The organism is Glutamicibacter sp. B1 (assembly GCF_039602135.1).
Taxonomy (GTDB): Bacteria; Actinomycetota; Actinomycetes; order Actinomycetales; family Micrococcaceae; genus Glutamicibacter; species Glutamicibacter ectropisis.
Genome location: NZ_CP125942.1, coordinates 3,481,106 through 3,507,937 on the forward strand (window position 1 = coordinate 3,481,106; position 26,832 = coordinate 3,507,937).

At 59.3% G+C, this 26,832-nt stretch carries 22 protein-coding genes; 5 read left to right on the forward strand and 17 right to left on the reverse strand.

All coding sequences use genetic code 11. The annotated features are described in order from the left end of the window. Nucleotides 1-61: 61 nt before the first annotated feature. The 9 genes from QMQ05_RS16375 to QMQ05_RS16415 form a co-directional block, all read right to left on the reverse strand. On the reverse strand, nt 62-988 hold the full coding sequence (locus QMQ05_RS16375; RefSeq protein WP_345471789.1) for an aldose 1-epimerase family protein: 927 nt from the start codon (nt 986-988) through the stop codon (nt 62-64). Nucleotides 989-1,115: 127 nt separating this feature from the next. Beyond that, on the reverse strand, nt 1,116-2,297 hold the full coding sequence (gene mmsB / locus QMQ05_RS16380; RefSeq protein WP_345471791.1) for a multiple monosaccharide ABC transporter permease: 1,182 nt from the start codon (nt 2,295-2,297) through the stop codon (nt 1,116-1,118). Beyond that, complete coding sequence (mmsA, locus tag QMQ05_RS16385) at nt 2,294-3,832, reverse strand: multiple monosaccharide ABC transporter ATP-binding protein (RefSeq protein ID WP_345471793.1); 1,539 nt, start codon at nt 3,830-3,832, stop codon at nt 2,294-2,296. Before mmsA ends, mmsB begins: the two co-directional genes overlap by 4 nt. Before the next feature lie 90 nt (nt 3,833-3,922). After that, complete coding sequence (chvE, locus tag QMQ05_RS16390; protein WP_345471795.1) at nt 3,923-5,092, reverse strand: multiple monosaccharide ABC transporter substrate-binding protein; 1,170 nt, start codon at nt 5,090-5,092, stop codon at nt 3,923-3,925. 184 nt (nt 5,093-5,276) lie between these two features. Further along, on the reverse strand, nt 5,277-6,788 hold the full coding sequence (araA, locus tag QMQ05_RS16395; RefSeq protein ID WP_345471797.1) for an L-arabinose isomerase: 1,512 nt from the start codon (nt 6,786-6,788) through the stop codon (nt 5,277-5,279). Between the two features lie 7 nt (nt 6,789-6,795). Continuing rightward, a complete protein-coding gene (locus QMQ05_RS16400) occupies nt 6,796-7,473 on the reverse strand; it encodes an L-ribulose-5-phosphate 4-epimerase (RefSeq protein WP_434063204.1) in 678 nt (225 codons plus the stop codon). A gap of 73 nt (nt 7,474-7,546) precedes the next feature. Next, nucleotides 7,547-9,160: a xylulokinase gene (locus QMQ05_RS16405; protein ID WP_345471798.1), complete on the reverse strand. Its 1,614-nt coding sequence runs from the start codon at nt 9,158-9,160 to the stop codon at nt 7,547-7,549. Between the two features lie 164 nt (nt 9,161-9,324). Then, nucleotides 9,325-10,386, reverse strand: a complete 1,062-nt coding sequence (locus tag QMQ05_RS16410; RefSeq protein WP_345471800.1) for a LacI family DNA-binding transcriptional regulator — start codon at nt 10,384-10,386, stop codon at nt 9,325-9,327. A gap of 226 nt (nt 10,387-10,612) precedes the next feature. Beyond that, complete coding sequence (locus QMQ05_RS16415; protein WP_345471801.1) at nt 10,613-12,088, reverse strand: sugar porter family MFS transporter; 1,476 nt, start codon at nt 12,086-12,088, stop codon at nt 10,613-10,615. A 508-nt stretch (nt 12,089-12,596) separates the two neighbouring features. Here QMQ05_RS16415 and QMQ05_RS16420 point away from each other — a divergent pair. Beyond that, nucleotides 12,597-13,481: a sugar phosphate isomerase/epimerase family protein gene (locus QMQ05_RS16420; protein ID WP_345471803.1), complete on the forward strand. Its 885-nt coding sequence runs from the start codon at nt 12,597-12,599 to the stop codon at nt 13,479-13,481. Nucleotides 13,482-13,510: 29 nt separating this feature from the next. Then, nucleotides 13,511-14,512, forward strand: coding sequence for a Gfo/Idh/MocA family protein (locus QMQ05_RS16425; protein ID WP_345471805.1), 1,002 nt, complete (start codon nt 13,511-13,513; stop codon nt 14,510-14,512). A gap of 73 nt (nt 14,513-14,585) precedes the next feature. On the opposite strand, the gene QMQ05_RS16430 is transcribed toward QMQ05_RS16425, so the two are convergent. From QMQ05_RS16430 to QMQ05_RS16450, 5 genes are all read right to left on the reverse strand, one after another. Continuing rightward, nucleotides 14,586-15,479: an ATP-binding cassette domain-containing protein gene (locus QMQ05_RS16430; RefSeq protein ID WP_345471806.1), complete on the reverse strand. Its 894-nt coding sequence runs from the start codon at nt 15,477-15,479 to the stop codon at nt 14,586-14,588. Between the two features lie 19 nt (nt 15,480-15,498). Then, complete coding sequence (locus QMQ05_RS16435) at nt 15,499-16,563, reverse strand: ABC transporter permease (protein WP_345471807.1); 1,065 nt, start codon at nt 16,561-16,563, stop codon at nt 15,499-15,501. A 73-nt stretch (nt 16,564-16,636) separates the two neighbouring features. Beyond that, the gene (locus QMQ05_RS16440) at nt 16,637-17,629 is read right to left on the reverse strand and encodes a substrate-binding domain-containing protein (protein ID WP_345471808.1); all 993 of its coding nucleotides are present in this window, start codon (nt 17,627-17,629) and stop codon (nt 16,637-16,639) included. Nucleotides 17,630-17,796: 167 nt separating this feature from the next. Beyond that, complete coding sequence (locus QMQ05_RS16445) at nt 17,797-18,843, reverse strand: LacI family DNA-binding transcriptional regulator (protein WP_345471809.1); 1,047 nt, start codon at nt 18,841-18,843, stop codon at nt 17,797-17,799. 20 nt (nt 18,844-18,863) lie between these two features. Beyond that, a complete protein-coding gene (locus tag QMQ05_RS16450) occupies nt 18,864-20,057 on the reverse strand; it encodes a Gfo/Idh/MocA family protein (protein ID WP_345471811.1) in 1,194 nt (397 codons plus the stop codon). Nucleotides 20,058-20,416: 359 nt separating this feature from the next. On the opposite strand from QMQ05_RS16450, the gene QMQ05_RS16455 reads away from it, so the two are divergent. Together QMQ05_RS16455 and iolB are read left to right on the forward strand one after the other, a co-directional pair. Continuing rightward, nucleotides 20,417-21,157: a GntR family transcriptional regulator gene (locus QMQ05_RS16455; RefSeq protein ID WP_345471813.1), complete on the forward strand. Its 741-nt coding sequence runs from the start codon at nt 20,417-20,419 to the stop codon at nt 21,155-21,157. A 41-nt stretch (nt 21,158-21,198) separates the two neighbouring features. Then, complete coding sequence (gene iolB, locus QMQ05_RS16460) at nt 21,199-22,101, forward strand: 5-deoxy-glucuronate isomerase (protein ID WP_345471815.1); 903 nt, start codon at nt 21,199-21,201, stop codon at nt 22,099-22,101. Between the two features lie 66 nt (nt 22,102-22,167). Here iolB and QMQ05_RS16465 read toward each other — a convergent pair whose 3' ends face one another. Together QMQ05_RS16465 and QMQ05_RS16470 are read right to left on the reverse strand one after the other, a co-directional pair. After that, nucleotides 22,168-22,959 carry a TIM barrel protein gene (locus QMQ05_RS16465; RefSeq protein ID WP_345471817.1) on the reverse strand — a complete coding sequence of 264 codons (792 nt, stop codon included), beginning with the start codon at nt 22,957-22,959 and terminating at the stop codon, nt 22,168-22,170. Then, on the reverse strand, nt 22,956-24,047 hold the full coding sequence (locus tag QMQ05_RS16470; RefSeq protein WP_345471819.1) for a Gfo/Idh/MocA family oxidoreductase: 1,092 nt from the start codon (nt 24,045-24,047) through the stop codon (nt 22,956-22,958). The genes QMQ05_RS16465 and QMQ05_RS16470 overlap by 4 nt, the downstream gene beginning before the upstream one ends. A 96-nt stretch (nt 24,048-24,143) precedes the next feature. Here QMQ05_RS16470 and QMQ05_RS16475 point away from each other — a divergent pair, with 96 nt between their 5' ends. After that, the gene (locus QMQ05_RS16475) at nt 24,144-25,145 is read left to right on the forward strand and encodes a LacI family DNA-binding transcriptional regulator (protein ID WP_345471821.1); all 1,002 of its coding nucleotides are present in this window, start codon (nt 24,144-24,146) and stop codon (nt 25,143-25,145) included. A 59-nt stretch (nt 25,146-25,204) separates the two neighbouring features. Here QMQ05_RS16475 and QMQ05_RS16480 read toward each other — a convergent pair whose 3' ends face one another. Beyond that, nucleotides 25,205-26,695: a sugar porter family MFS transporter gene (locus QMQ05_RS16480; protein WP_345471823.1), complete on the reverse strand. Its 1,491-nt coding sequence runs from the start codon at nt 26,693-26,695 to the stop codon at nt 25,205-25,207. Nucleotides 26,696-26,832 lie beyond the last annotated feature (137 nt).

Below are 26,832 nucleotides of genomic sequence, written 5' to 3' on the forward strand. Positions count from 1 at the left end.
GCAATGTCTCCAGATACTTCTCAAGTCGGTGGGTTCAAGCAAGTCGGTTCATCCAACGAGCCTAGGCCGGGCCGATCAACCAGCCGGCCTGGTGGATGGTCGCTGGTTCCAAACGGATCACGTCCTCACCGGAATTAAAGGCCCCCGGCGGGCAGGTCATCGGTTCAATGGCTAGTCCGGTACGGTCCAGTTCAGGCTCATCACGGTCCGCGGTATGGATCTGTACCCAGGGGCAGGTGTCATCCCAGATGATCTGTGAACCGACCCCGTGCTCATCAGTGAGTACTGCGCGGGTCAGATGCTGGGCATCAAATTCCAGGGCAGTGTAGGCATGATCAATAAAGGTGGTGCCCAGTTCTCGTGGGGTGCGGAAGTCGAACTCGGTGCCGGCGACTTCGATGACCTCTTTGGGTAGCAGGCGTTCGCCTTCGGTGAGTTGAATCTTGTGGGCCGGCAGGCTCAACGTCCAGTTGTTCAACTGCTCTCCCGGGGCCACCAGGTAAGCGTGCGATCCCCAGCCAAAAGGTGCCGGCGCATCTGCAAGGTTGGTGGCGGTGGCGGTGGTGCGCAAGCCATCGGCTTCTAACCCGTAGCCAATGACCAGTTGCAGGTGATGGGGGTAGCCTTCGCTCGGGGTGATGGTGGTGCGGAACTCGGCGAATTCAGCACTGTGCTGGTCAACGGTGAACTCCGTGTCGACCACCAGCCCGTGCAGGGCATGTGAGCGGTCAACCTCGGTGATCGGCAACTGTCGGGCTTCCCCGTCCCAGGTATAGCGGCCATCGGTGATGCGGTTGGGCCAGGGGGCGAGGATCGCTCCGGAGAAAACCGGGCGGGGGTGCTGGGGGTCAAAGGATCGCACCAGGTCTCGTCCCTGGTATTGGAGGCTGACTAGGCTCGCGCCGAGGCTAGCGATTTCGGCATTGAAGCCGTGGGCGGTCAGCTTAATGATCTGGCCGTTGACGCTGCCAACCTGTGCTTCGCTCACGCTGGGCATGATTCCTCTTTCTTAGCTGGTGCGATTCAAAGTGCGAGTTCTTGGGTGTTAGCGCACGCTGGGCCCCTCCACACGCCGGTGCAGAAGGGCCCAGTCGTACACTGCGCGGGGCCGCGACTTAGTGAGTAGCGCCTGCGCGACGCTTGTTGTAGATGTCGAAGGCCACGGCCAGCAGCAGCACGATGCCCTTGACGATCTGCTGGGTGGAAGCACCCACACCCATCAGCTGCATGCCGTTGGACAGCACCGCCATGACCAGGCCACCGACGATCGCGCCGGTCACTCGGCCGACACCACCGGTAGTGGAAGCGCCACCGATGAAGCAGGCGGCGATCGCGTCCAGCTCGAACATGTTGCCAGCGCCGGGCTGGGCACCATTGGAGCGCGAGGAGAAGACCACGCCGGCGATGCCCGAGAGCAGGCCCATGTTGATGAAGATCCACAGGTTGATCTTCTTCACGTTCACGCCCGAGAGCTTGGCGGCCGAAAGGTTGCCGCCGATGGCGTACACGTGGCGACCAAAGACGGTCTTGGTGGTCAGCACGTTGTAGCCCAGGATCAGCACGGCCAGGATGATCAGGACGATCGGCATGCCACGGCTGGTGGCGATCTGCCAGAAGAACCAGAGGATGATGATAGCGATCAGCAGGTTCTTGCCTAGGAACATGGCCAGGGATTCAACGCTCTGCCCGTACTTCACGCGTCCCTGACGGTTACGCCACTGCGAGTACACCAGACCGACCACAGCGATCACGCCGATGACCAGGGTGAAGGTATCAAAGCCGTATCCGCCCAGCAGACCGTTGAGGAAGCCACCGGCGATCTGACCATATTCACCCGGGAACGGGGAGAGGGAGACGTTGTTGAGCACTTCGTAGGTCAAACCGCGGAAGAGCAACATACCAGCCAGGGTCACGATGAACGCGGGGATGCCCACATAGGCGACCCAGAAGCCCTGCCACAAACCACACAGTGCGCCCACCGCGATACCGGCGAGCATACCGACCCACCAGGGCATATCGTTTTTGATGACCAGCACCGCGGATACCGCGCCGGTTAATGCCACGAGGGAACCAACCGAGAGGTCAATGTGCCCGGCGACAATCACGATGATCATGCCCAGGGCCAGGATCAGCACGTAGGAGTACTGCAGGACGATGTTGGTGATGTTGGTGGGGCTCAACAGCAGCCCGTTGGTCAGGATGCTGAAGAGTGCCACGATGAGCACAAAGGCAATGTAAATGCCCGAGGTGCGCAAATTCTTGGTGAAGATATCCTTCAACTCGGTGGTGATCGTCATCGGGTACTTTCCTTCTCGATGGTCATGAGTTCCATGAGGCGTTCCTGGGTGGCTTCGGTCACCGGCAGTTGGCCGGTCAGCCGGCCATAGGCCAGGGTGTAGATGCGGTCGCAGATGCCTAGCAGTTCGGGCAGTTCGGAGGAGATCACCAGAACCGCCTTGCCGGCTGCGGCCAGCTCGTTAATGATGGTGTAAATTTCGTATTTCGCGCCGACGTCGATGCCGCGGGTGGGCTCGTCGAGGATCAGCAGTTCCGGTGCGGTGTGCAACCATTTGCCCAGCACCACTTTCTGCTGGTTACCGCCGGAGAGGTTGCCGACCTTCGCCATCACATTGGGGGTCTTGATGCGCATGGACTTGCGGTAGTGTTCGGCGATCTGGATTTCGCGGTTGGAGTTCACGAAGCCGTTGGAGGAGATTTTCCCCAGCCCGGCCGCGGTGGTGTTCACGCGAATATCTTCGATCAGGTTTAGCCCGAACTTCTTGCGGTCCTCGGAGACGTAGGCGATGCCGGCTTTAATGGCCTTGCCCACGGTGGAGGTATCAACTTCCTTGCCGCCCATCAGCACGCTGCCGGTGATATTCCGACCGTAGCTGTGCCCAAAGATGCTCATCGCCAGTTCGGTGCGTCCGGCACCCATGAGTCCTGCGATGCCCACGATTTCTCCGGCGCGCACGGACAGTGAGGCGTGATCCACCACGGTGCGGTCCTGCTGGACCGGGTGTTGGACCGACCAGTCGCGCACCTCAAAGACCACGTCCCCGATTTCTGGTTCGCGGTCCGGGTAGCGTGAGGAGAGTTCGCGCCCTACCATGCCGCGGATGATGCGGTTCTGGTTGGAGGTCGGGTCGGCCATGTCCAGGGCTTCAATGGATTGGCCGTCGCGGATGATGGTGGTGGTATTGGCGATGTCTTCAATTTCGCCGAGCTTGTGCGAAATGATGATTGAGGTGATGCCTTGGTCGCGTAGTCCGCGCAGCAGGTTGAGCAGGTGCTCGGAGTCATCGTCGTTCAGCGCAGCGGTCGGCTCATCGAGGATCAGCAGCTTAACGTTTTTGCTCAGGGCCTTGGCGATTTCCACCAGCTGTTGCTTACCCACACCCAGCTGTCCCACCTGGGTCACCGGAAGTTCATCCAGACCCACTCGGGCTAGCAGCTGTGCGGCGCGGTGGTTGGTTTCGTTCCAGTCGATGAAACCGCCCTTGGAGGTTTCGTTGCCGAGGAAAATGTTTTCGGCCACCGAGAGGTAGGGCACCAGGGCCAGTTCCTGGTGGATGATGACGATGCCTTGGGCTTCGGAATCCTTGATATTCGAGGCTTTAAGTTCTTGGCCTTCGTAGATGATCTTGCCCTCGTAGCTGCCGTGCGGGTAAACGCCCGAGAGTACCTTCATGAGGGTGGATTTGCCGGCCCCGTTTTCGCCGCAGATGGCGTGAATTTCGCCCTTGCGAACCGACAGGTTGACGCCGTCGAGCGCCTTGACCCCGGGGAAAGTCTTGGAGATTTCCTGCATTTGCAGGATGGTGCTGTCCATAGTGCGCACGTCCTTGCTGTGTGCTGTGAGCACCCTACCCGTTGCTGGCCGCAACACCTTGATGTTGCGGCCAGCGCGGAGTGCGGGAAACTACTTGCTCTGACCGGCCTTTACTTCTTCTGCCGTGTAGTACTCGGAATCAACGAGCAGGGACTTGATGTTGTCCTTGATCACGATGTCCGAATCCAGCAGGAAGGATGGGACAACCTTCTTGCCGTTGTCGTAGGTTTCGGTGTCATTGGCTTCTGGCTCACCGCCACCGGCGTAGGCCTTGACAGCGTCGACTGCCTGGGTGGCCAGCTTGCGGGTGTCCTTGAAGATGGTGGAGTACTGAACTCCGTCATCAATCAGCTTCACCGAGGCGATTTCAGCGTCCTGACCGGTGACTACTGGCAGGCCAGCCTTCATGGTCTTGCCGTAGCCAGCGTTGGACAGTGCGGTGATCACACCGCGGGAGATGCCATCAAATGGCGAGAGGATGCCATCGATCTTGGTCTTGCCACCGGCGTAGTGAGCGGTGATCAAGTCCTCCATGCGCGACTGGGCTTCTTCCTGGCTCCAGCGCAGGGTTGCTGCCTGCTGGATGTCGGTCTGGCCGGACTTCACGACAATGGTCTTGTCATCGAGGTATGGCTGGAGCGTATCCATGGCACCCTTCCAGAAGAAGTGTGCGTTGTTGTCATCGATGGAACCTGCGAAGAGCTCAACGTTCAGCGGGCCCTTCTTGTCGGTCTTTTTGCCATCGGCATCCAAGAGTCCAAGACCGGTCAGCAGCGAGGTAGCCTGCTGTACGCCGACGTTGTAGTTGTCGAAGGTGACGTAGAAGTCAACGTTTTCGGTGCCATTGATCAAACGGTCATAGGCGATGATCGGGATGTTGGCGTCGGCTGCTGCCTGCAGCTGGGTGGATAGTGCGGTGCCGTCAATCGAGGCAACTACCAAGATGTCATCACCCTTGGTGATCATCTGGTCAATCTGCTGCTGCTGGGTAGGGATGTCGTCGTTCGCGAACTGTAGGTCAACGGTGTAGCCAGCTTCTTCGAGCTGCTTCTTGACGGACGCACCATCAGCAATCCAGCGTTCGGAAGTTTCGGTAGGCATTGCTACGCCTACCTGGATGTCCTCCGGCGCCTTTGATTCGCCGTCTCCGGCGCCTGCGCCGCCACCTGCACCACTGCCGCCACAGGCTGCCAGTGCGGTAACCAATGCGAGGGAACCAACGGTCGCTGCAGCCTTGCGGGTCCAGTTATTCCATGCCATCTTTTCCTCCTTGAAAATGTGCCACTCTGTGCGAGTGAGACTGGGCTCACACCATGTTAGCGCTAACATGGCAGATTAGGCCACCCCTAACTGCAGATAAATTAAGATTCCTTACTCATTGCGCTGGCGGAGCCCAAAATTTGCGCTCCGCCGGAGCAAAAAACCGCGGAAATACGGGGTAGAACTAGAAACCCTGAGCGAGTCGGTAGTAACTCTGGTTGACGCGAATTTGCTGTGCAAAGTTCCTTCGCGTGGTTTCTTCATCAATGACCAGCAGTTCTGTACCGGCAATTTCAGCAAAAATTTCGAAGGCTTCGATACCGGCGGCGGTAGACATCACCGTATGGTGCGCTCCCCCGGCAGCCAGCCACGATTCAGCAGAGATATTGAAGTTTGGTCGCGGGCTCCACACGGCGCGAGCCACAGGCAGGTGTGGCAGATCCGCCGGTGGGGTCACCACGTCAACCACATTGGCGGTCAGACGGAAGCGCTCACGCATATCGGCCATGGAAACCACCACGGCACCCTGTGTCGCGTCAGCATTAAAGACCATGCGTACCGGATCTTCACGGTCGCCAATGCCCAGTGGGTGGATTTCCACGCGTGGCTTGGTGGTGGTCAACGAAGGACAAACCTCCAGCATGTGGGCACCGAGGATCAGCTCACTACCCCCACTCAGGTCATAGGTGTAGTCCTCCATCAACGAGGCGCCACCGGGCAGGCCCTGGCCCATCACCTTCGCCGCGCGCACCAGCACGGCGGTCTTCCAGTCACCTTCGGCACCAAAGCCATAACCCTTGCCCATCAGGCGCTGCACGGCCAGGCCAGGCAACTGCTTCAGCCCGCCCAGATCCTCAAAGTTGGTCGTGAAGGCCATGGCATTGGCTTCACTGAGGAACGCTTCCAAGGCGATTTCCTGCCGGGCCGCGTAGCGAAGCGACTCGTGGCGGTCCCCGCCGGCACGCAGCTCTTCGACAACGTCGTAGTCACGTTCGTACTCGGCGACGAGGGCGTCGATGTCGGTCTCGGCCACAGCTTCCACGGCTTCGACCAGGTCATTAACCGCCCAGGTATTCACCGAAACACCAAAGCGAATCTCGGCTTCGGTCTTATCCCCCTCAGTGACGGCAACGTTGCGCATATTGTCGCCAAAACGTACCAGGTTCAGGTTCTGCACGGCGTTGTAGCCGGCAGCTCCACGGACCCAGGTTCCCACGCGACGGGCCACGACCGGGTTGGACACGTGGCCCACCACGGTGGTTCGAGCCGTCCCCAAACGGGTGGCGAGATAGGCGTATTCGCGGTCACCGTGCGCGGCCTGATTCAGGTTCATGAAGTCGAAATCGATGGTGTCCCATGGAAGCTCAACATTGGCCTGGGTGTGCAGGTGCAGCAGTGGCTTTTGTAGGGCCTTGAGACCATTGATCCACATTTTGGCTGGGCTGAAGGTGTGCATCCAGGTGATGACGCCGAGCACCTTGTCATCCGAGTTTGCTTCCAGCATTGCCTTGCGGATGGATTCAGAATCTTTGAGCACTGGCTTCCAGATAATCTTGGCTGGAACCTCAGGCGACGCGTCGAGCGTTTGGGCCACCTCAGTGGATTGCTGCGCCACTTGGCGCAGGGTTTCCTCGCCGTATAGGTCCTGGCTTCCGGTGAAGAACCAGATTTCTTTGTCGTTATATGCCTTAGCCATGATGTCCTTACTGTCCGTATACGTTCTGGTAGCGCTCGTAGAGCGAGTCAATTTTTGCGGGGTCAATCGGCTGTGGATCCCCGAGCTGCTGTGCAATATGCACGGTGCGGGCCACTTCCTCACACATCACGGCAGCTTTGACGGCCGCTCGTGCGTCCTTGCCAATGGTGAAAGGACCGTGATTGGCCATGAGCACCGCGGGGCTGCGTGATTCGCTTAATGTCGAGACAATGCCGCGGCCAATGGAGTCATCACCGATGATGGCAAAAGGACCAATGGGGATGGGACCACCAAATTCATCGGCCATCATGGTCAGTACGCAAGGAATGTCTTCTCCACGAGCGGCCCAGGCGGTCGCATAGGTGGAGTGCGTGTGCACCACACCGCCAACTTCTGGCATGTGCTCGTAGGTGTAGGCGTGAGCGGCAGTATCCGAGGAAGGCGAATGCTCGCCTTCCAGAAGTTGACCATCCAGGGTGCACACCACCATGGATTCAGGAGTCAGATCATCATACGAAACTCCCGATGGCTTGATCACAAAAAGATCTTCGCTGCCGTCGGCAATTTCCGGGTGGCGCACCCGCTGGGAGACGTTGCCCGCCGTCCAGACCACCAGTTCATAACGGGGAAGCTCCGCATGCAGGTCAGCAACGACCTGGCGGACCCGCTGAACTTCTTCACGCATGGAGAGCGGATAGCTCTGCAAGGTTCGTTGTTGATTCATGGGTTTCTCTTTTCGTTCAAAACTTTTCTTGTGCCTAGATGGCAGTGATGGCAGTGCGCTGAATGGCCAAACCGGCCTCGTACTTTTGCAGGTAGGCCTCAAATCCCGCACGGTCTTCTTCCACCGGGTCAGCATGATGTAACTGGGCCTGGGCAAAGACCTCAGAATTCAAGAATTCGGGCAAAGAATCTTGTAATCCATCAAGGACCCGACGTCGGTACGCGGCGAGCACGGCGATACCCCATGCGCCGCCGTGACCGGCACTTTCGCCCACAAGAACCGGTGTGTTGATCGCGGCAGCCAGCAGTCGCTGGGCCGCACCAGCGGTACGGAAGATGCCACCGTGGGCAAACATCTGCTTCACCTCCACTCCCTCTTGGGCCAGCACCCGCAACCCCAGACTCAGGGTGGCAAACATGGCGTAGACCTGAGCGCGCATGAGGTTATGCAGGTTCAAGGTGGAATCGGGAGTGCGCAGTATTGCCGGGCGTCCTTCAGCCAAATCAACGACTGGTTCACCGGAAAGATTGTTGTAGGCCAGCAGTCCTGCCCCATCTGCCGCACCTTCCAAGGCAGCCCGAAGCAAGGTCTCAAAGATGGTGTTTTCATCGGCTTCACTGCCCAATGCTTGGGCGAACTGACCGAAGACCTGGGCCCAGGCCGCAAATTCGCTGGCACCGTTATTGCAGTGAACCATCGCCACCGGATGTCCGTCAGGGGTGGTGACCACGTCAATTTCGTGGTGCACTTCTTGCAGCGGCTGATCAAGAACCACCATGGCAAAGATTGAAGTTCCCGCGGAAATGTTGCCAGTGCGCTGAGCCACCGAATTGGTGGCCACCATGCCGGTGCCGGCATCACCTTCCGGTGGGCACAAGGGGCTACCGGCATTCAGCTGACCACTGGGATCAAGCAGTAATGCTCCAGCCTCACTGAGCGTTCCGGCATCGGCACCTGCCGGCACCGAGGCAGGCAACAACTTGGCCAGTTTGGTGGTGGCACCATGTTGCGCGGCCAGCGTATCAAAGGCGGAGAGCATCTGTGCGTCGTAGCTGCCAGTGGCCGGGTCGATAGGGAACATCCCCGCGGCATCACCCACGCCGAGCACAAATTCTCCAGTGAGTAATTCATGGACAAATCCGGCCAGCGTGTTCAGGCGAGCAACCTGTGACACGTGCTCTTCACGATTCTGGAGAGCTTGGAAGTAGTGGGCTACGGACCAGCGTTGTGGAATGTTGAAGTTCAACTCTTTACTGAGCTGGGCTGCAGCGTCGGCGGTCGAGGTATTGCGCCAGGTTCGGAAGGGAACCAACAGCTCGCCCTCGGCGTCGAAGGCCAAGTAACCGTGCATCATCGCGGAAATACCAATCGCCCCGAAGTTCGTTGGGCGCACCCCGTGACGTTCCTGGGCATTGGCCAATACCTGGGCCGTGCAGTCCTGCAGGCCACTGATGATCGCTTCGCGGGAGTAGGTCCAGTTCTTGTCCTGGTATTGGTTCTCCCAAGCGTGGCTTCCGCTGGCCAATTGCTGGTGGTCAGGTCCGATCAGGCTGGCTTTGATATTTGTTGAGCCGAACTCGATACCCAGCACTGCCTGACCGTTGTCAATGATCTCGTGGGCGGTAGACCCGTTGAGCTGTGTTGCCATGAATTCTCCGTTCGCACAGCTCAATGAGCAGCGCCATCGCCATCGTTACCTGCTTGCGTGCTTGGGAAAACACGTGAAGCAGAACAAAACCTCGATGCAATGTTAGCGCTAACATTTTGTGATGCGCAACACCGAAAGTTGAATCGCCGAGACGTCGGGCCCGCTTAGCTAGACTTCGGCGGGGCCGTGCTTGCTCGAATCACGAGTGTTGGAACAATCACCTTCGGGGTCTTATCCGCCGTGGCACCGTCCAACAATTCGGTTAGCGCGGCATGGCCAACATCGCGGAATGGCTGGCGCACCGTGGTCAAAGACGGGATGAGGAAGTTCGAAATTTGCAGGTCGTCGAAGCCAATCACCGATACATCGGTAGGAACTTCCAGATCCGCTTCCCAGAAGGCGCGCAAAACGCCGGTGGCAAGGTAGTCGTTGGCTGCGAACACCGCGCTAACTTCACCGGCACGCACCGAATCAACCAGACGCTTACCTGCCTCATATCCACTCTGAGCCTGCCAGGATTCAGCAGGCACCTCGATGATTGGAGCTTTGGCCTCCAACATTTTTTCCTGCCAACCGATCTGGCGTTCGGTGGCATCGAACCAGCCGGTCGGTCCAGAGACGTGCGCAATTTTTCGGTGCCCCAACGACAGCAAGTGTCCGGTGGCCTGACGGGCTCCCTCGCGCTGGTCAACATAGACGTAGTGAGCCGGATCTGCCTCGGGCACATTGGTTCGGGCGGCAACTACCACCACCGGAATCGTGAGTCCGGCATCATCAAGCGCCTCGATCACTTTTTCGAATGGCGCAACCATAACCACGCCTTCAACACCTTGATCCACCAGGTGGTTTAGGGCTTCGCTGGCACTGTAAGCGTCGTATCGGTCTAGGGCGGTCACCGTGACGAAATAGCCTTGTGCACGGGCGGCCGCTTCAATGGCCAACACGGTGGATTGCGGCCCGAAGAATTCACTCCCGATGGTCAGAATTCCGATAGTGCTGGAGTGTGAAGTCGCCAGTGCACGGGCTGCTCGGTTGCGTCGATATCCGAGCTTGCGGATTGCATCCAGCACCTGGTCTCGCGTGCCCGCTCTGACATTTGGATGGTCGTTGAGCACGCGGGAGACCGTCTGATGGGACACTCCGGCCATAGCCGCTACGTCCGCCATCGACGGTGGTCGGTTTCCTGGACGCCCTTGTCCGGGCTGAGCAATGTTCACAACGGTCATTATTGCAAAGACGCGCGTTTTAACTACTGTTACCTCGGGTACAACAAAGCTAAAACAGCCACTGGGAAATAATATTCTACTTTGTGCATATGTTTATTCTGGAAGAAAAATCCGCAGGATTACAGGGGCTTTCCTTGACTTACTCGAAGATGAGGAGTGTCGAAAATTCTTGGATTTCGAAACACGATCAAAAAACAATGTTGGTGCCCACAGAGGCGTTTGCCACTTATCGACTCCGGTAAATAGCACCGCTAGAAACAGCTTCTTCGAGCGCTTCTAGGGTCCGCCCACGGGCTTCTGGAACCTGGGTGGCTACGAAGTACAAAGCCACTGCTCCAACCCCAGCAAAGATAAAGAAGGAGCCGGTGATTCCCACACCCGAGACCAGGGAGGGGAAGAAGAGTGTCAGCACACCATTGGTCCCCCAGCCAAAGAACACGGAGATACCGATACCCAAACCACGCATGTGCAGGGGGAAAATCTCGGCCAACCATACCCAGACTGCAACGCTCAAGAAAGTCTGCATCGAAGCTACGAAAGCCACCACCAGAATCAGGATGACGATAGGACGCAGCGCGCTTCCGACCGGTAGCAGCATGCTGGCGAAGGCCACCAACAGATGACAGGTGGTGGTCAGAGTCAGCCCGATCATAAAGGTTGTTCGGCGATCAAGACGGTCCATATTGCGCAAGGCAAACACACCGCCAACAACAGCAACGACTCCGAAAGCAATGTTGGCTAAGACCGCCTGCTGAGCCGTCATGCCGGCCTCTTCTAGTACTCGTGTTCCGTAGTACATGATGGAGTTAATTCCGGTGAGCTGCTGCATGGTCGCCACACCGATGCCAACCCCGACAATGCGCAATAACCACTTGTTGGTCAGCACCGCTTTGATACCTAAGGGCTTATTCTTCTGTCGCTCTTTATCGGTGACTGCCTGGATTTCGCGGGCCTCGGCGAGCGCCCGCTCGGGCGAGCGTACGGTGTTCAGCACCTCCAGTGCTTTGTCATACTTTCCCTTCTCCACGAGCCAACGTGGAGATTCGGGCATACGCAGCATCCCGAAAAAGAGAACGAGGGCCGGCAAGGCACAGATGGAAAACATGATGCGCCAGACGCCGTCCATGCTCTCACCCAGCCAGGTATCTAAAATTGCGTTCATCACGAAGGCGGCTAGCTGGCCAGAAACAATGGCAAGCTCGTTACGGCCGGTGATGGACCCACGAATCTCATACGGTGCCATCTCGGCAAGGTAAACGGGAGCCACGGTGGATGCACCGCCTACCGCCAGTCCGAGCATGATTCTTCCAGCCACCAGGACACTGAACCCTGCTGGGGAGAACGTTCCTGGTTCCGGGCCCGCGGGAGAGAACACCACAAAGAGGGTTCCCACGAAGAACAGCACAGCCAGAGCAATGATGGTTTTACGTCGGCCCCATGAGTCGGCGACTTGCCCCGCGATGAGCGCTCCAACCGCCGCGGCAAACACCAAGGAGCTAATCACGACGCCCACTTGTAGCAGGTTCAGCCCTAGCTCCATTGCCATGGGACCTTCGGCGCCGTTTGCTACACCGGTGTCATAGCCAAAGAGCAGTCCACCGAAGCAAGCGATGAGAGAGATCAGACCTAGGCGCTTTGTATGCGGGCCACGGGTCAGCGACGGTAAGTGCGTTCCGGCAGAATGGCCCTGAGCATTGGACATGGAACCCCTTTCGGATCATGTGCGATCCGTTCGCTTTTATTCGATTCTGCATGGCGCCGCTCAGTGATATTCCGTCCGGCCCGTTGGGTCTGCAAGGAGTCGGCCGTCTGCGTTTAAATTCAACGTATTATGGCAGCAACAGGGTCCCTCAAGCGTGAATCGACAGGGGTAGTACGCCCCTCTCGCCCGTCATAATAATTTCATCAATTCCCGTCCCGTCCAAACTCTCCTGGTTGTTCGGATCAGGGGGACTTCGCAGTGTTCATTTGTCAACGTGAAGGCACCGCGCCGTCCTTTATTTGTCGGCATCGAACCGGCATCGAACCTAGCCTGGCAATGGATTATTCCTGAGGCCGTGCTCTATTCCGGCACAAGAAGTTCGGCCAGAAAAATTCTTCGGACAAATCCCTATCTTTCCGCATGGGTAAGGCATAGGATTCCTTATGACTTTGTACTGACAACTGTACATAGATTGTTTATTTACCGCTCTCAAAGTCCGGGAGGACCCATGGCAAAACTCTCCATGAACGTTACAACTAGTTTCTACGGAAACGTTGCAACTGACATCGCCACAGCAAAATCGGCTGGATTCGGCGGTATCGAATTACAGAGTCCAAAGCTCTACCGTTACCTCGACGCTGGCTACTCGGTAAACACACTGCCCGATATGCTCGATGGTCTTGAAGTGACCGGGATTGGTGCCGTACTCGATCTAGAACGCCAGGGCACTGCCCGCGAAGAGATGCTCCAAGAGGTCCAACGCATGGCTGAAATCGCTACAGTCGTTGGTGCACCCATTCTTCAAATGTGCACCGGACCCGTGGACTGGAATGTAGTCAAGGACTTCAAAGCAGGAAAACTCACGGAATCCGATACTCGTTATCGCGGCACGCTCGGCCTCTCAGAGGCCGAAGCCATCAGCGTTGCAACCAATAACGTTTCTGCTGCGGCTAGCATCGCTGCCGACCATGGCTTAGAGATCTATTTGGAACCACTAGCCTGGTCCAATATCAATCGGTGCCGACAAGCACTTGAAATTATCGAACGCTGCGGCCGAGACAATATTGGCATCGCCTTAGACACGTGGCATTTTTGGACCGTCGGCGACACCTTGGAGGAAGTCGCTGCGCTGCCCAAGGAACTCATCAAGGCGGCACACATCTCTGACGGTTTGGATCTTGATCGTGAACATGAGGTTCCAACCCAGGATGTACATCGCAATGTTGTGATCGGGGGTGGCGCCATCCCTTTGCAGCAATGGGTGGACGCAATTAAGTCGACTGGCTATGACGGTTGGTGGGTTTCTGAAATGTTTTCCGACCGTGCCAATGAACACGATTTCCATAAGGTCGCCAGCACCATGCGCAACCTCCTAGACATCATGACTTCCTAACTCCAATACCTTCTTTAAAGGATCTCTCCATGCAAAGATTTGCCCTCATCGGCGCGGGTTTCATTGGCTCGGTACACGCACAGAACCTGGCCTCTCACCCCGACGTTGATTTCAAACTGATTTATGACATTGACCCACAGCGAGCCGCTGGACTGGCCTCACAACATGGGGCAAAAGCAGCGACCAGCCTAGATCAGATTTTCGACAACGACGACCTTGATGCAGTTTTTATCGCCTCGTCCACAGATTCCCATGCGCAAAACCTCCGTTATGCAGCAGACGCGGGCCTAGCGGCTCTCGTTGAAAAGCCAATTGACTTGGACCTTGAAACAGCTAAGTCGACAGTGGCCTATGTTGAACGCGCAGGAATCAAGGCCATGGTCAATTTCAACCGTCGTTTCGATCGCGCCCACGCGGAGCTCAAGGATCTTGTGAGCTCGGGGGAAATCGGAGAACTCGCCTTACTTCAGTTAACTTCTCGTGGACCAGCCTTGCCACCCTTGGATTATCTGAAAACTTCTGGTGGACAGTTCCGGGACCAGGCAGTGCACTTTTTTGATTTGGCTCGTTGGATTTCAGGCCAAGACCCTGTCCGGGTGCATGCATTTGGTTCGGCACTGAGCGCGCCAGAAATTGCTGAATTTGGTGACGTCGACACTTCAATCTCCGCGCTGGCCTTCCCCAGTGGTGCACTTGCTCAAATTGATTGCGTTCGCCATACCAACTACGGCTATGACGAGCACATAGAAGTCCTCGGCTCTGATGCTATGGCCGAATCGGAACGGCAGCGTTCGGGTCACGTCAGCATATTGCGCGGGCAGGCAGCGCAGTCCCACGGCTTGCACAGCAACTGGTTCGACAGAGTGCAACCAACTTACGCTGCCAGCTTGGGAGCCTTTGTTCAGGCCCTTGAGGAAGACGGCGAAGTGCCGATTTCCCTTCGAGAAGGCCTTAAGTCTCAGGCTATCGCTCAGGCAGCCACACGTTCTATTTCTTCGGGACATAGCGAGATCGTTGACTACTCGCTCTGAGAACCAAAAACAGCCAAAGCTTGGGCGTCTTCACCACGGGTGTTGACGCCCAAGCTTTGGCTTCTATGTTGTATTAGGCAGTTACTTGTGGATTGACGCCGGCTTCTGCCTCAGCCAGCTCTTCATCATGTCCGCCAAGCTGTTCAAGCTCATGAGCCAGTTCGGCCAGTTCGGCCCCACCGGCCATCTGCGCGGTCAGTTCTTCTACGGTGATTTCCGACTTGGAATAGTACCCAATGGACCTACCGCGCTTGAGTAGCAGGAACGAGTCTCCCACCGGATAAGCGTGATGCGGGTTGTGCGTAATGAAGATGACGCCCAAACCACGATCTCGCGCCTGAAGGATGTAGCGAAGCACCACGCCGGATTGCTTGACGCCCAGGGCGGCCGTTGGTTCGTCAAGGATGAGGACCTTAGCGCCGAAATAAACGGCACGAGCAATAGCCACACATTGTCGCTCACCACCTGAAAGCTGCCCAATCGGTTGTTCCACGTCGCGTAGATCAATCCCCATGTCGGAGAGTTCCTGCTTGGTGATGTCCTTCATTTTCTGCACATCGAGCTTCTTGAACGGTCCCACGCCGCTGGTCAATTCCGAGCCGAGGAAGAAGTTGCGCCAGATGGGCATCAGTGGCACAACTGCCAGATCTTGGTAGACCGCGGCAATGCCAGCATCCAGGGCAACTCGCGGACTCTTGAGTTTGATGGAGGAACCATGCAGTTTGAAGTCGCCTTCATCATGTTGGTGTAGCCCGGCAATGATTTTGATCAACGTTGACTTACCGGCGCCGTTATCGCCGAGCACGCAGGTGACCTTTCCTGGATCAACCACCATGTCGACACCACGTAGAGCGATGATGCTGCCGTAGTGCTTGCCCACGCCTTTGAGCGTCAGCAGGTTATCGCTGGTCTTCGGCTCGAGCTTTCCCAACAGCTCTTCGGTCTTCTTGTTTTTACGAGTTTTCATGATTATTGTCCTTGGCTTCCTACTTGCTGGATTCCGCGCGTTTTTTCACCACGATGTTGACCACTGTGGCCAGCAACAGCATCAGGCCCAGGAAGAACTTGAACCAGTCCGGGTTCCATTCGGCATACACAATGCCCTTATTGGCCATCCCGAAGATAAAGGCACCGATAGCGCCGCCAATGGCTGAGCCGTAACCACCAGTGAGCAGACAACCACCAATCACTGCGGCGATGATGTACAGGAATTCGTTACCAATGCCTTCACCGGACTGCACGGCGTCGAAGGCGAACAGGTTATGCATGCCCAGAACCCAACCACAGAATCCGACAGCCATGAAAAGACCTATTTTGGTGCGAACCACTGGGACACCGACGGCACGAGCAGCCTTTTCATCGCCACCGATGGCGAAGATCCAGTTGCCCACTTTGGTGCGGAGCAAGATCCACGAGGCAATGATGACCATTGCTAGCCAGATAAAGACCGTCACCTTCACATCGATTCCAGCAATACTCACCGAAGAGGCAAAGATCGCCTTGGCACTTTGAAAACCTTCCATGTCGGCAATGGATGGTGAGGATACCGAACCACCAATGGCGCGGGTCAAACCGAGGTTCAAACCGGTGAGCATCAAGAAACTGGCCAGAGTCACAATAAATGAAGGCAGCTTGGTCTTGATCAGAATGATCCCGTTGATGAATCCAATCAGCAAAGAAACCAGCAACGCCAAGACGACTCCGACCCAGACATTCAAGCCGAAATACCATGAGATCAGCGAGGCGCTCAGCGCGGACGAGATCACGGCGACACCGGTGGAAAGGTCGAATTCGCCTCCAATCATCAGTAGCGATACACCTACCGCCATGATTCCGATGGTTGATGCTCCGTATAGGACGGTGGCCAAGGAAGCAGGGGCCAAGAACACCGGAGCGACTATGGCGAAAAAGATGAATAGTGCCACGGCACCAACTAAGGCACCGATTTCAGGTCGTCCCAGCAGGATGGACAGCGTGCTCTTTTTACCGACCCGCTCATCCGGGGCCGCAGTAGTTTTCTTATGCGAGGGTGAAGCTGTTAGAGATGTCATGAGTTTTCCTCCGTGTCCTTGCTGCGCGCCAGCAAATAAGCGAGTTTTGTAAGGCGCGCGTCGCGGGACGTGGCTAGCGGACGCCTTCTTCTGCGAAACTGGTGATCTTTTCTGCCACGGTCTTGTCAACAATGGCCGGGCCGGTCAACGTTGCTTGTCCGCCACCGATGGTGAACCCACCCCGGTAGTTCTGCCACAGCGCGTCAACAGCCATGTACCCCTGCAACCAAGGTTGCTGGTCCACGGTGAACAGCACGTTACCCGCGGTAATCTCCTGAACCAGCTGAGAATTCATGTCGAATGATGCAATCTCAACATCTGAATTTGCGGTCGCCTTGGACTTGATCAGGGTCATCGTGATTGGGGCTCCCAGTCCGATGATGGCGTCGGCCTTCTTGTCCGCCTGTAGCTTGGCAGTTGTGGTGGACTCGACTTGCGTCATGTCGGTGCCTTGCACATAGAGCACTTCGGTTCCGGGGACGACTTTTTTCACGCCGGCACAGCGCGCTTCAAGACCGACATGCCCCTGATCTTGAATGACGCAGATGGGATTAGAGATGCCAGCTTCCTTGAGTTTTTCGCCGGCGGCTTCGCCAGCGAGTTGCTCATCTGAGCCGAAGTGAGCGAAAGCTCCTAGGTCTTTGAAACGGTCTTCGCCAGCGTTGAGGCTAACGATGGGAATTCCTGCATCGGTGGCCTTTTTCAAGGCTCCCTTCATCGCATCTGGTTTGGCCAGAGTCACGGCTATACCGTCAACGCCCTGGTCAATAGCCTGCTCAATGAGTTGGGACTGACGTCCGCCTTCAGGATCTCCAAGATACTGAAGTTCCACGTTGTCTTTGACCGCTGCTTCTTCGGCTCCTTTACGGACAATGTCCCAAAAGGTATCCCCCGGAGGTGCGTGGGTAATGACTGCAATCTTAATGCGGTCTGTCGTTGCCACAGTCCCGCCCGAATCCGCTTCAGCTACCGGTTGGCGTCCTCCCGTGGATGAACAGGCTGCCAAGCCCAGAGCGGGCACGATGGCGAGAGTTAGCGCGAGTTTGCGCCAAGTTGGCTTTCCCATTGTTGTTTCCCCTTCAGGAATCCGTCAGCGCACCCCGCTAGTCCCCAGGAGTGGGCCGTCTAATCAAAATCCCGTGACGTGAATCACAAGTTGTCTAAAGTGTGCGACATGAATGGCGATCCGTCAACACTTTGTAAAGACATAAGGATGTGAAGACTAAAAGAATGTCATTCCACCAGAGTGGCGCCAACGGCTGACTCGCCTGGAAGTTGCGTATTCCCCGTGGATGATGAACGCACTACCAGGCGCGGCGAAATCGTCAGTTGACGTGTGAATTTACCCTCCGGGCTGCGCACCAGCTGAAGCAGCAGGCGCGCGCTGCTGCGGCCAAGATCCTGGAAATCGGAATCAACGCTGGTCAAGGAAATTCGTTTCAAAGATGACAAGGAAATATTGTCGTAGCCTGTCACCGCGGCGCTCGCCCCAGCCTCATCCAGGGCCTGGATTGCGCCAAAGGCGCACAAGTCGTTGAAACAGGCCAGCGCGTCGGGGCGCGCACCGGATGCCAGCAGTTGCGCCACCGCGTCGTAGCCAGCGTGAAGGCTTGGACCGGCCTCTACGACCCGCACGTGCTGGCGCAGCCCGTGCCGCTGCATGGCCCGGTGATAGGCAGCTTCACGCTGGGCGGATACCGGCCCCGGTCCCCCTGAAACGTGGGCTATCCGCTGGTGCCCGCCAGCAACCAGATGGTCCATGACCAAGCCAAAACCCTGCTCATCGTCTACGGATACCACAGCCGTGTTCGCTTGGAGCTCGCGCCCGCTGCCCACGAACACGGCCGGGGTCTCGCCGAATGCGGTTTCGAAGCTGGCGGTATCGTCAGCCGAGCCCAGCACCAGCAACCCGCTCACCCGCAGGTCCCGCAGCGCCTGCGGCTCGGCCGGTCCGATGCCCCGGCCGTCGTGAATGGCGGCGGCGCTGAACAGCACATCAAAACCGGCCGCCTGCAGCGCCTCGCGCGCCACCTCGGCAACCTCGAGCACCCAGGGATTGTGCAGTTCCCCCAAGACCACGCCAATGGCGTGGCGATTCTCGGCGACCAGGGATCGTGCCGCCAAATTGGGCTGGTAGCCGAGTTCACGGATCGAGTCCTCAACCCGTGAACGCCTCAGTGAGCTGACCTTGCTCGGGTCCGAGAGGACCAGGGACTTGGAGACCCCCGCATGCTTGGCGACATCACGGATCGTAGGGCGGCGGCTTGGCATCTGCGACATGGCTGCCAGTATCGCACTTTTCAGCTCTGGACGGGCTGGCCCACAGACTGCCAGCCGCCGGTGGCCGCCGATATCTCCGCCGCCTCAACCAGGGCGGCGGCAGCCACGGCGTCGGCAATGGTGGAGTTGGACTTCTCCCCGCCGCACACGGCCACCAGGAACTTCTTCGCTTCAATGGTTTTCAAGTCGTCAAAGCCCATGGCGTTGCCAGGTCCGGGCTGGAAGCGGGAATATTCGCCATGCCTTGGCGAGCCGATGACGGTAGTGAAGCCCTGCTCCTCATTGTTGCGGCCCAGAACCACCTCCAGCTCATTCATGCGCTCGAAATCCCACTTGACCGATCCTTCGGTCCCGAAGATCTCCAACCGGTAGCCACACTGCGGCCCCACGGCAACACGGGAGGCCTCAATCGTCCCAATCGCCCGGTGGGCCGGGCCCTCGGGGCTGAAACGCACCAGCGCCGCAGCATAGTCCTCATTTTCAACCTCCCCCATTTCGCCGCCTTCGATCAAGTCGAAGTGCGTTCCCTGGCCCATCGACAATATAGGACGAGAGGGAATCATGACATTCGTAGACGCGGAAATTCCCCGGATGGATCCAACTACATGGCGGCACAGATCCGCAGCGTGGCTGAAGAGGTCCGCAAGCACGCCGCTGCCCGCCAGCTCCCGATTGAAGCGCCACGATAGGGCGGCCCGCGGATCGGCGGCATACCCGGCAAGGAAGCTGGCGCGGACGTTGGTGATGTCCCCTAACCGGCCCTCGCGCACCAGCTGGCGCGCTCGCTCGATGGCTGGGGCATGGCGGTAATTGAAGCCCACGGAAGTCTCCACCCCGTTGCGCGCCACGGCTTGTTCAATGGACTGCGTCTCGGCCAAGCTGCGTCCAGCTGGCTTTTCGATCCAGAAGTGCTTTCCAGCGTCCGCCGCAGCGATCGCCATCTCGGCGTGCAGGAAGTTCGGCGCGCAGATCGAGACCACGTCCACCTCCGGGTCCGCCAGCACCTCGTGGTAATCCAGAGTTCCACGCTCGAAGCCCAGCGTCTCCACGGCATAGTCCACCCGCGACTGCTCGGTGTCCGCAGCCACAACCAATCGCGGCTTGAGGCCCAGTTCCGGGTAGACGTAGGGCACGGAACTGTAGGCCCGAGCATGCAGCTTGCCCATCCAACCAACCGAAATCAACCCAACACCGATGGTGCGCTGTTCATTCATGACCTTCTCCTCATCTGCGGCGCCGCACGCCGTCATCTCCAGCAGCCTCGATGGGCTCCTTTTCTTGGACCGTTCCAAAAAACCCTATGTTTCACCATGATCAATCGGCAACGGATTTGGGAGGGTTTCTTGTCAGGACAATTGGACAAATGACGGATCTTGTCCAAATTTCCTAGTCGAAGGCTGATTCTGGACCAAAGGCCAGCGAATGATTCGGGAGGCGATCTGCGCGAGCAGTCAGCGGAAAGGCCATGGATCGCACGGGTTTCCACAGGGGGATGCCCAAAGTGCCGATTTTCCGATATAGTTTGTCCTGTCAAAGCGACATATAACCTGAAGGTCGCTGGCAAGGAGCAACCGTGAGCACACCACTGAGCATCAAGATCGACCGTTCTTCGCCGATCCCCCTCTACCACCAGGTAGTGCAGGGCATCGAAGGCGCCATCCGAGACGGATCGCTGGCGTCCGGCACCCGGCTGGAAAACGAAATCGAGCTGGCCCAGCGCTTGCGCCTCTCCCGGCCGACCATCCGCAAGGCCATGGACGACCTGGTCCAGTCCGGCCTGCTGGTGCGCAAGCGCGGCGTGGGCACCCAGGTGGTCTCCAGCCAGATCCGCCGTCATCTGGAGCTCTCGAGCTTGAACGATGACCTCGAGCGCGCAGGAAAAAAGCCAACCACCACACTGCTGAGTTTTGAGCATATTCCCGCCCCGGAACACGTCCAGGATTTGCTGTCGCTGCCCAAGGACGTCTCCGTCTACCACTTCACCCGTCTGCGTTCAGCCGGCGGCAACCCGCTGGCCTTGATGGAGAATTGGGTTCGCGACGACATCGTCGAGCTGGATGAAAAGTCCTTGCGGGCCCACGGCCTGTATGAATTGCTCCGCGAGGCAGGCGTGAATTTCCGCCTCGCCCAGCAACGCATCGGCGCCACCGTTGCCGATGGCGCCCAGGCTGACGTGCTCGATACCGAGGCTGGATCCGCCCTAGTCACCATGCAGCGCACCGCTGTCGATGACACCGGTCGCAACGTTGAGACTGGGTCTCACGTCTACCGCGCTGACGCGTACAGCTTTGAAATGACCTTGGTGCAGCGCTAGCCTCGCGAAGCACCGGACACCGCCGTCGAAAGGAATGACACATGACCGACTGGATCTACCCTGCAGGTTCCGCCACCGACGGAGATTGGAGCATCTCGCTCGGTGCCCATGACTCCGCCCTCGCGGTGGACGGCTGGGCCCATACCGGGCTCAAGGTGGCCGAATTGGCTCCCGGGCAATCGATCCAGCTGGATGCCGCAGCCGAAGAACGAATCGTGGTTCCGCTCTCCGGTTCCTCCTTCTCGGTCAGCGTGGACGGCGAGGAGCACCTGCTCGCCGGTCGCGCATCGGTATTCAACGGCCCGGCAGATGTCCTGTACACCGGCATCAACAAGGCCATCTCCGTCAGCACCGAGCACGGTGGCCGTGTCGCCATCACCCTGGCTCCAGCCAAGCAGGATTACCCGACGCGCCTGATCAAGGCCGAAGAAACGCCGGTAGAGCTGCGCGGAGCGGGCAACTGCTCCCGCCAAGTCCACAACTTCGGCACCCCGGCCGCGCTGGAAGCCGACCGCTTCATCGTCTGCGAAGTCATCACCCCGGCCGGCAACTGGTCCTCCTATCCGCCGCACAAGCATGACGAGGAGAAGGAGGGCGAGACCAGCCTCGAGGAGATCTACTACTTCGAGACCCAGCTGGCCCGCGATATGCCAGCCCCGCAGGACACCGATCCGATCGGCTATGCCCGGGTTTATGCCTCGGACGAGCGCCCCATCGACGTCAATGCCGAGGTCCGCACCGGCGACGTGGTCCTGGTCCCCTACGGCTGGCACGGGCCGGCCATGGCAGCCCCGGGCTACGACCTCTACTACCTGAATGTGATGGCCGGGCCGGGTCGGGTGCGCGACTGGCTGATCAGCGATGACCCGCACCACGGCTGGATTCGCCAGACCTGGGATGCCCAGGACATGGATCCGCGCCTGCCTTTCGGCCCCGGCGCTTAGCCCTCCAAGGCCCACAACGAAGCGGTGGCCACAGGATCTCCTGTGGCCACCGCTTCGTTGTTTCTCCTAGCCCGCCGGTTGCAGCAGCGGCTCGAAGGCCTGCGCGAAGGCCGCGATAGCCGCATGCGAATCCGCGCTGGCATAGGCTTCCATGCCCACGGGACCCGAGTATCCCAGCTGGGCCAGGGCTGCGGCGACCGCACGATAGTTGATTTCCCCGGTACCCGGCTCGCAGCGCCCCGGCACATCCGCGACCTGGATCTCGCCGATGTACGGGCCGGCCGCACGGACCAGTTCGATGAGGTTCCCTTCGCCAATCTGCGCGTGGTAGAGATCGAGCATCATCTTGACGTTCGGGTGCTCCACGCCCTTGACCAGCGACAACGTATCCTTGGCACGCCCCAGCGGAATGCCCGGGTGATCAAGTATCGTATTCAGGTTCTCCAGCATGAAGGTCACGCCATGCTCTTCGCCCAGGCGCCCCAGTTCTTCGAGGGTCTTGGCCGCGGTCAGCCACATGTCTCCGGTGGCGCGGAAGCGCGGGGTGGCGGCCTGGCCATCGATGAGCTGCGCCGGGTGCACCACCAAGCGAGTGATGCCCAGTTCCTTGGCGGCCGGGATCAATTCCCGTGCGGTGCGTACGACCTCGTGCGCACTGTCCGCGTCGCAGAGGCTGCCGTGGCTGTAGCCTGTCATGGAGCCGAAGCGGGCGCCGGTGGCCGCGAGGGCCGCCAGGTCCTTGTCCCGGATGTCCCAGAGTTCGATTTCGAAGCCCGCTTCGTCGAGTTTCCTGACCCGGTCGATGAGCGGAAGGTCCAGGAAGACCATTTCCGCGCAGACCGCCAGCTGCGTGCTCATGCGCTCACCGCGAGCCGGGTGGCCGATTCCAGCTTGACCGGGAGGCCGGTTTCGGAGGACTCCAGTGCGGCCAGTGCCACGCGCAAGGCGGCGCGCGCGTCCTTGCCGGTGGGCACGGTGAGGGCCGCATCGGCGGTGCCTTCGCGCACGCCGCGGATCTTGCGGGTGAAGACCGCGAGCTGATCGCGGTAGGCCTGGGCGAACAGCTCGATGTTCAACCGCTCGGTGGGAGCGTGGGCCCCTTGCGCGTCATAGCTGGCGGCCGCCACCTGGACCGGGTTGCCCGCCTGGACCATGCCCTTGGAGCCGAAGACTTCTCCGCGCACGTCGTAGCCGTAGCTGGCAGAGAAGTTGGCCTCCGCCACGGCGATGGCCCCATTGGAGTAGCGCATGGTGACCACCGCGGTATCCAGCAGCCCGTTCTCACGATGCTCTGGAGCCACCAGGGCGTCTGCCATGACATGGACCTCTTGCACCTCGGCTCCCGGGTTCAGCCAGTTCAGGGTGTCGAAATCGTGGATCAGGGTTTCGGTGAAGATCACGTGGGAGCGGATCTTCGCAGCATTGGGCATGCCGCCGGCAACTTCCGGGTCGCGGGTCAGCGAACGCAGCAGCTGCGGGGTGCCGATAGCTCCGGAATTCACCTGCTCGGCCACGGCGGCGAAGTCCTGGGAGAAACGCCGGTTGAAGCCGATCTGCAAGAGTACGCCTGCGTCCTCGACCGCCTGCAATGCGTTGTCAAGATCGCCCAGCGCGTGGGCCGCGGGCTTTTCGCAGAAGATGTGCTTGCCGGCCGCGGCGGCCTGGGCAATCAGGCCGGCGTGGAAACTCGAAGGGGCCCCGATGACCACGGCGTCCACGGTTTCGTCGGCGAAGACGTCGGCAATGTCTTCGGTGTAGCTGGTGCATCCGAGTTCGGCGGCCAGTGCCGCGGCACGCCCCGGTGCCGGGTCAGCGACAACATGAAGCTGTGCGTCGGGCAGGTACTGGGCCACGGTATGGGCGTGGAACGCACCGATCCACCCGGTGCCGATGACGGCAATGCGCAGTGGCTGGACGCTGGATTCCGGCAATGATTGATAAGCCATGGGAGTTCTCCTAGAACGTTCTATATTTGGTGTTCAGGAAAATCATGGCACACTGGAGAACACCTGTCTATAACGTTCTAGAAGAAAGTTTGGCCCATGCCCGGAACTTCGGCCTCACGCCCTGCCAAGCGCCCCACCCTCGCCGATGTCGCTCGCGCTTCTGGAGTCTCTGTCGCCCTGGCCTCCATCGTGCTGCGCGGGGCCGAGGGGGCCAGCGAGGAGTCGCGGGCACGGGTCAAGCAGGCCGCCGCGGATCTGGGCTACCGCCCTGATTCACGGGCCCGCTCCCTGCGCAGCAGCCGCAGCCGGACCTTGGGCCTGGCCCTCGCGCTCGGTGAGCCGCTGCACGCGGAGTTGGCCGATGCCCTGTTCGCCCAAGCCGACGCGAAGGGCTTCGAGATCATCCTGGGGGCCACCGGCAGGCACCGCGATGAGCACCGGGTGCTCAACACCCTCATCGACGCGGGAGTCGAGGCGGTGATCGGCATCTTCCCGGAACTTCCCGCCACCCAGCTCGCCGGGGTGGCCAAGCAGCTTCCCGTCATCAGCCTGCTGCGCGAGGTCGAAGGATTGCCCTCGATCATCACCGATGAAGCTGCCGGCATCGAGCAACTCGTCAACCACCTGGTGCAACTGGGCCACACCCGGCTTCTGCACCTGGATGGCGGATCCGCCGTTGCGGCGCAACAACGCCGGGAAGCCTTCCGGCACGCTGCCGAACGCGCCCAGGCCGAGGCAGAGATCCTGGCCGCCGGCGCGGATGATGCCACAGCCTTCGAGGTCCTGCGCCGCTACCTGGAGACCACCTCCCCGGCGCAACGCGCCACGGCCGTGCTGGCCTTTAGCGACCGGGCAGCCCTGGGAGCCCGACGGGCCCTTGACCTTTGCAACCTGGGGGTGCCGGGGCAGATGAGCCTCACCGGCTATGACGACAGCGAGTTTGCCCGGCTGGCACAGGCGGATCTGACCAGCGTCCGCCAGGACGTGAACGCCCTGGCCGAGGCCGCCATGCAGGCAGCGCTGCAGGCTCCCGGCGCCTCAAGCATCCACGCACCGCACCTGGTGGTGCGAGGCAGCACCGGCGGCCACGCCGCTTAACGGGGTTCAGCCCCGTCTCAGGGCGGGGCTGAACCGATCAGCAGGGCTGCGCGCTGCCGCTACGCGCCCACCGGGGCCTTGACCTGGTAGATCGCACCGGTGGAAACGTCCTCTTCGAGCGCTTCCAGCGAACGACCGCGGGTTTCAGGCACCTGGGTGGCAACGAAGAGCAGAGCCAGGGCACCGACGCCAGCGAAGATGAAGAAGCATCCGGTGATGCCGACGCCCGAAACCAGGGATGGGAAGAAGAGCGCGAGCACTCCATTGGTTCCCCAGCCGAAGAACACCGAGATGCCAATGCCCAAGCCGCGCATGTGCAGCGGGAAGATCTCCGCCAGCCAGACCCATACGGCCACGTTCAAGAAGGTCTGCATGGACATCACGAAGGCGACCACCAGAATCAGGATGACGATCGGCCGGATCGGGTTGCCGACCGGCAGGAGCATGCCGGCGAACGCTACCAGCAGGTGGCACGTGGTGGTCAATGACAAGCCGATCAAGAAGGTCTTGCGGCGGTCCATGCGGTCCATGTTGCGCAATGCGATCACGCCGCCAATTACCGCCACCACGCCGAAGGCGATGTTGGCCAGGACCGCCTGCTGCTCTGACATCCCGGATTCTTCCAGCACGCGCGTTCCGTAGTACATGATCGAATTGATGCCGGTCAGCTGCTGGGTCATGGAGACACCGATGCCGATGACGATAATGCGCAACAGCCACTTGTTGGCCAGGATCGCCTTGAGGCCTACCGGCTTGTTGTTGCGTTTTTCTTCAGCGGCCACGATTTCAATTTCATGGACCTCGGCCAAGGCGCGTTCAGGCGAGCGCACGGTCTTCAAGACGCGCAGCGCATCGGCGTAGCGGCGCTTTTCGACCAGCCAGCGAGGCGATTCCGGCATGCGGAGCATTCCGAAGAAGAGGGCTACTGCCGGCAGGGCGCAGATGGCGAACATGATGCGCCAGACACCATCAACGCTCCCGCCGAGCGCGGTGCCGATGATGGCGTTCATGACGAAGGCCGCCAGCTGGCCGGAGACGATGGCCAGCTCATTGCGCCCGGTGATGGAGCCGCGAATCTCGTAAGGAGCCAATTCGGCAAGGTACACAGGAACCACCGTGGAGGCGCCGCCGACTGCCAGGCCGAGCATGATGCGACCGGCGACCAGGACGCTGAATCCTGCCGGAGAGAAGGTTCCCGGCTCCGGTCCTGCCGGCGAGAAGATCACCAGCAGCGTTCCGAGGAAGAACATGACAGCCAGCATAATGATGGTCTTGCGTCGTCCCCATGCGTCAGAGATCTGCCCCATGAGCAGCGCGCCGACTGCTGCCGCGAAAACCAGCGAGCTGATCACGACACCGACCTGCAGGAGATCCAGGCCGAGCTCCGCGGCCATGGGACCTTCGGCACCGTTGGCCACACCTGTGTCGTAGCCGAAGAGCAGTCCGCCGAAGCAGGCGACAATCGAGATCAGGCCAAGCCGCTTGGAGTGCGGACCCGCGGTCAGGGGCGGGAGGCTCGATTTGGCAGATTGATTCTGCGCAGTGGACATGAAAACTCCTTTGGTTTTCCCGAGTGGAAGCTTTGCTAGCCTACGGCTATCCATCGGATCTGCTGTGACCCGGCGTCTTCCATTCGGCGTGACGGGGTGCTACATCGCATCATCATTACCCCGCCTTTAAACTGAAA

Bases quoted from the DNA above. Each gene is read 5' to 3' on its own strand.
- QMQ05_RS16480 (WP_345471823.1), bottom strand. From the start codon at position 26,695: ATGTCCACTGCGCAGAATCAATCTGCCAAATCGAGCCTCCCGCCCCTG.
- araA (WP_345471797.1), bottom strand. From the start codon at position 6,788: ATGGCTAAGGCATATAACGACAAAGAAATCTGGTTCTTCACCGGAAGC.
- QMQ05_RS16445 (WP_345471809.1), bottom strand. From the start codon at position 18,843: ATGTCGCAGATGCCAAGCCGCCGCCCTACGATCCGTGATGTCGCCAAG.
- QMQ05_RS16405 (WP_345471798.1), bottom strand. From the start codon at position 9,160: ATGGCAACACAGCTCAACGGGTCTACCGCCCACGAGATCATTGACAAC.
- QMQ05_RS16415 (WP_345471801.1), bottom strand. From the start codon at position 12,088: ATGTCCAATGCTCAGGGCCATTCTGCCGGAACGCACTTACCGTCGCTG.
- QMQ05_RS16465 (WP_345471817.1), bottom strand. From the start codon at position 22,959: ATGAGCACGCAGCTGGCGGTCTGCGCGGAAATGGTCTTCCTGGACCTT.
- QMQ05_RS16470 (WP_345471819.1), bottom strand. From the start codon at position 24,047: ATGGCTTATCAATCATTGCCGGAATCCAGCGTCCAGCCACTGCGCATT.
- QMQ05_RS16400 (WP_434063204.1), bottom strand. From the start codon at position 7,473: ATGCGTGAAGAAGTTCAGCGGGTCCGCCAGGTCGTTGCTGACCTGCAT.
- QMQ05_RS16420 (WP_345471803.1), top strand. From the start codon at position 12,597: ATGGCAAAACTCTCCATGAACGTTACAACTAGTTTCTACGGAAACGTT.
- mmsA (WP_345471793.1), bottom strand. From the start codon at position 3,832: ATGGACAGCACCATCCTGCAAATGCAGGAAATCTCCAAGACTTTCCCC.
- QMQ05_RS16425 (WP_345471805.1), top strand. From the start codon at position 13,511: ATGCAAAGATTTGCCCTCATCGGCGCGGGTTTCATTGGCTCGGTACAC.
- chvE (WP_345471795.1), bottom strand. From the start codon at position 5,092: ATGGCATGGAATAACTGGACCCGCAAGGCTGCAGCGACCGTTGGTTCC.
- QMQ05_RS16435 (WP_345471807.1), bottom strand. From the start codon at position 16,563: ATGACATCTCTAACAGCTTCACCCTCGCATAAGAAAACTACTGCGGCC.
- iolB (WP_345471815.1), top strand. From the start codon at position 21,199: ATGACCGACTGGATCTACCCTGCAGGTTCCGCCACCGACGGAGATTGG.
- QMQ05_RS16410 (WP_345471800.1), bottom strand. From the start codon at position 10,386: ATGACCGTTGTGAACATTGCTCAGCCCGGACAAGGGCGTCCAGGAAAC.
- QMQ05_RS16475 (WP_345471821.1), top strand. From the start codon at position 24,144: ATGCCCGGAACTTCGGCCTCACGCCCTGCCAAGCGCCCCACCCTCGCC.
- QMQ05_RS16430 (WP_345471806.1), bottom strand. From the start codon at position 15,479: ATGAAAACTCGTAAAAACAAGAAGACCGAAGAGCTGTTGGGAAAGCTC.
- QMQ05_RS16450 (WP_345471811.1), bottom strand. From the start codon at position 20,057: ATGAATGAACAGCGCACCATCGGTGTTGGGTTGATTTCGGTTGGTTGG.
- mmsB (WP_345471791.1), bottom strand. From the start codon at position 2,297: ATGACGATCACCACCGAGTTGAAGGATATCTTCACCAAGAATTTGCGC.
- QMQ05_RS16440 (WP_345471808.1), bottom strand. From the start codon at position 17,629: ATGGGAAAGCCAACTTGGCGCAAACTCGCGCTAACTCTCGCCATCGTG.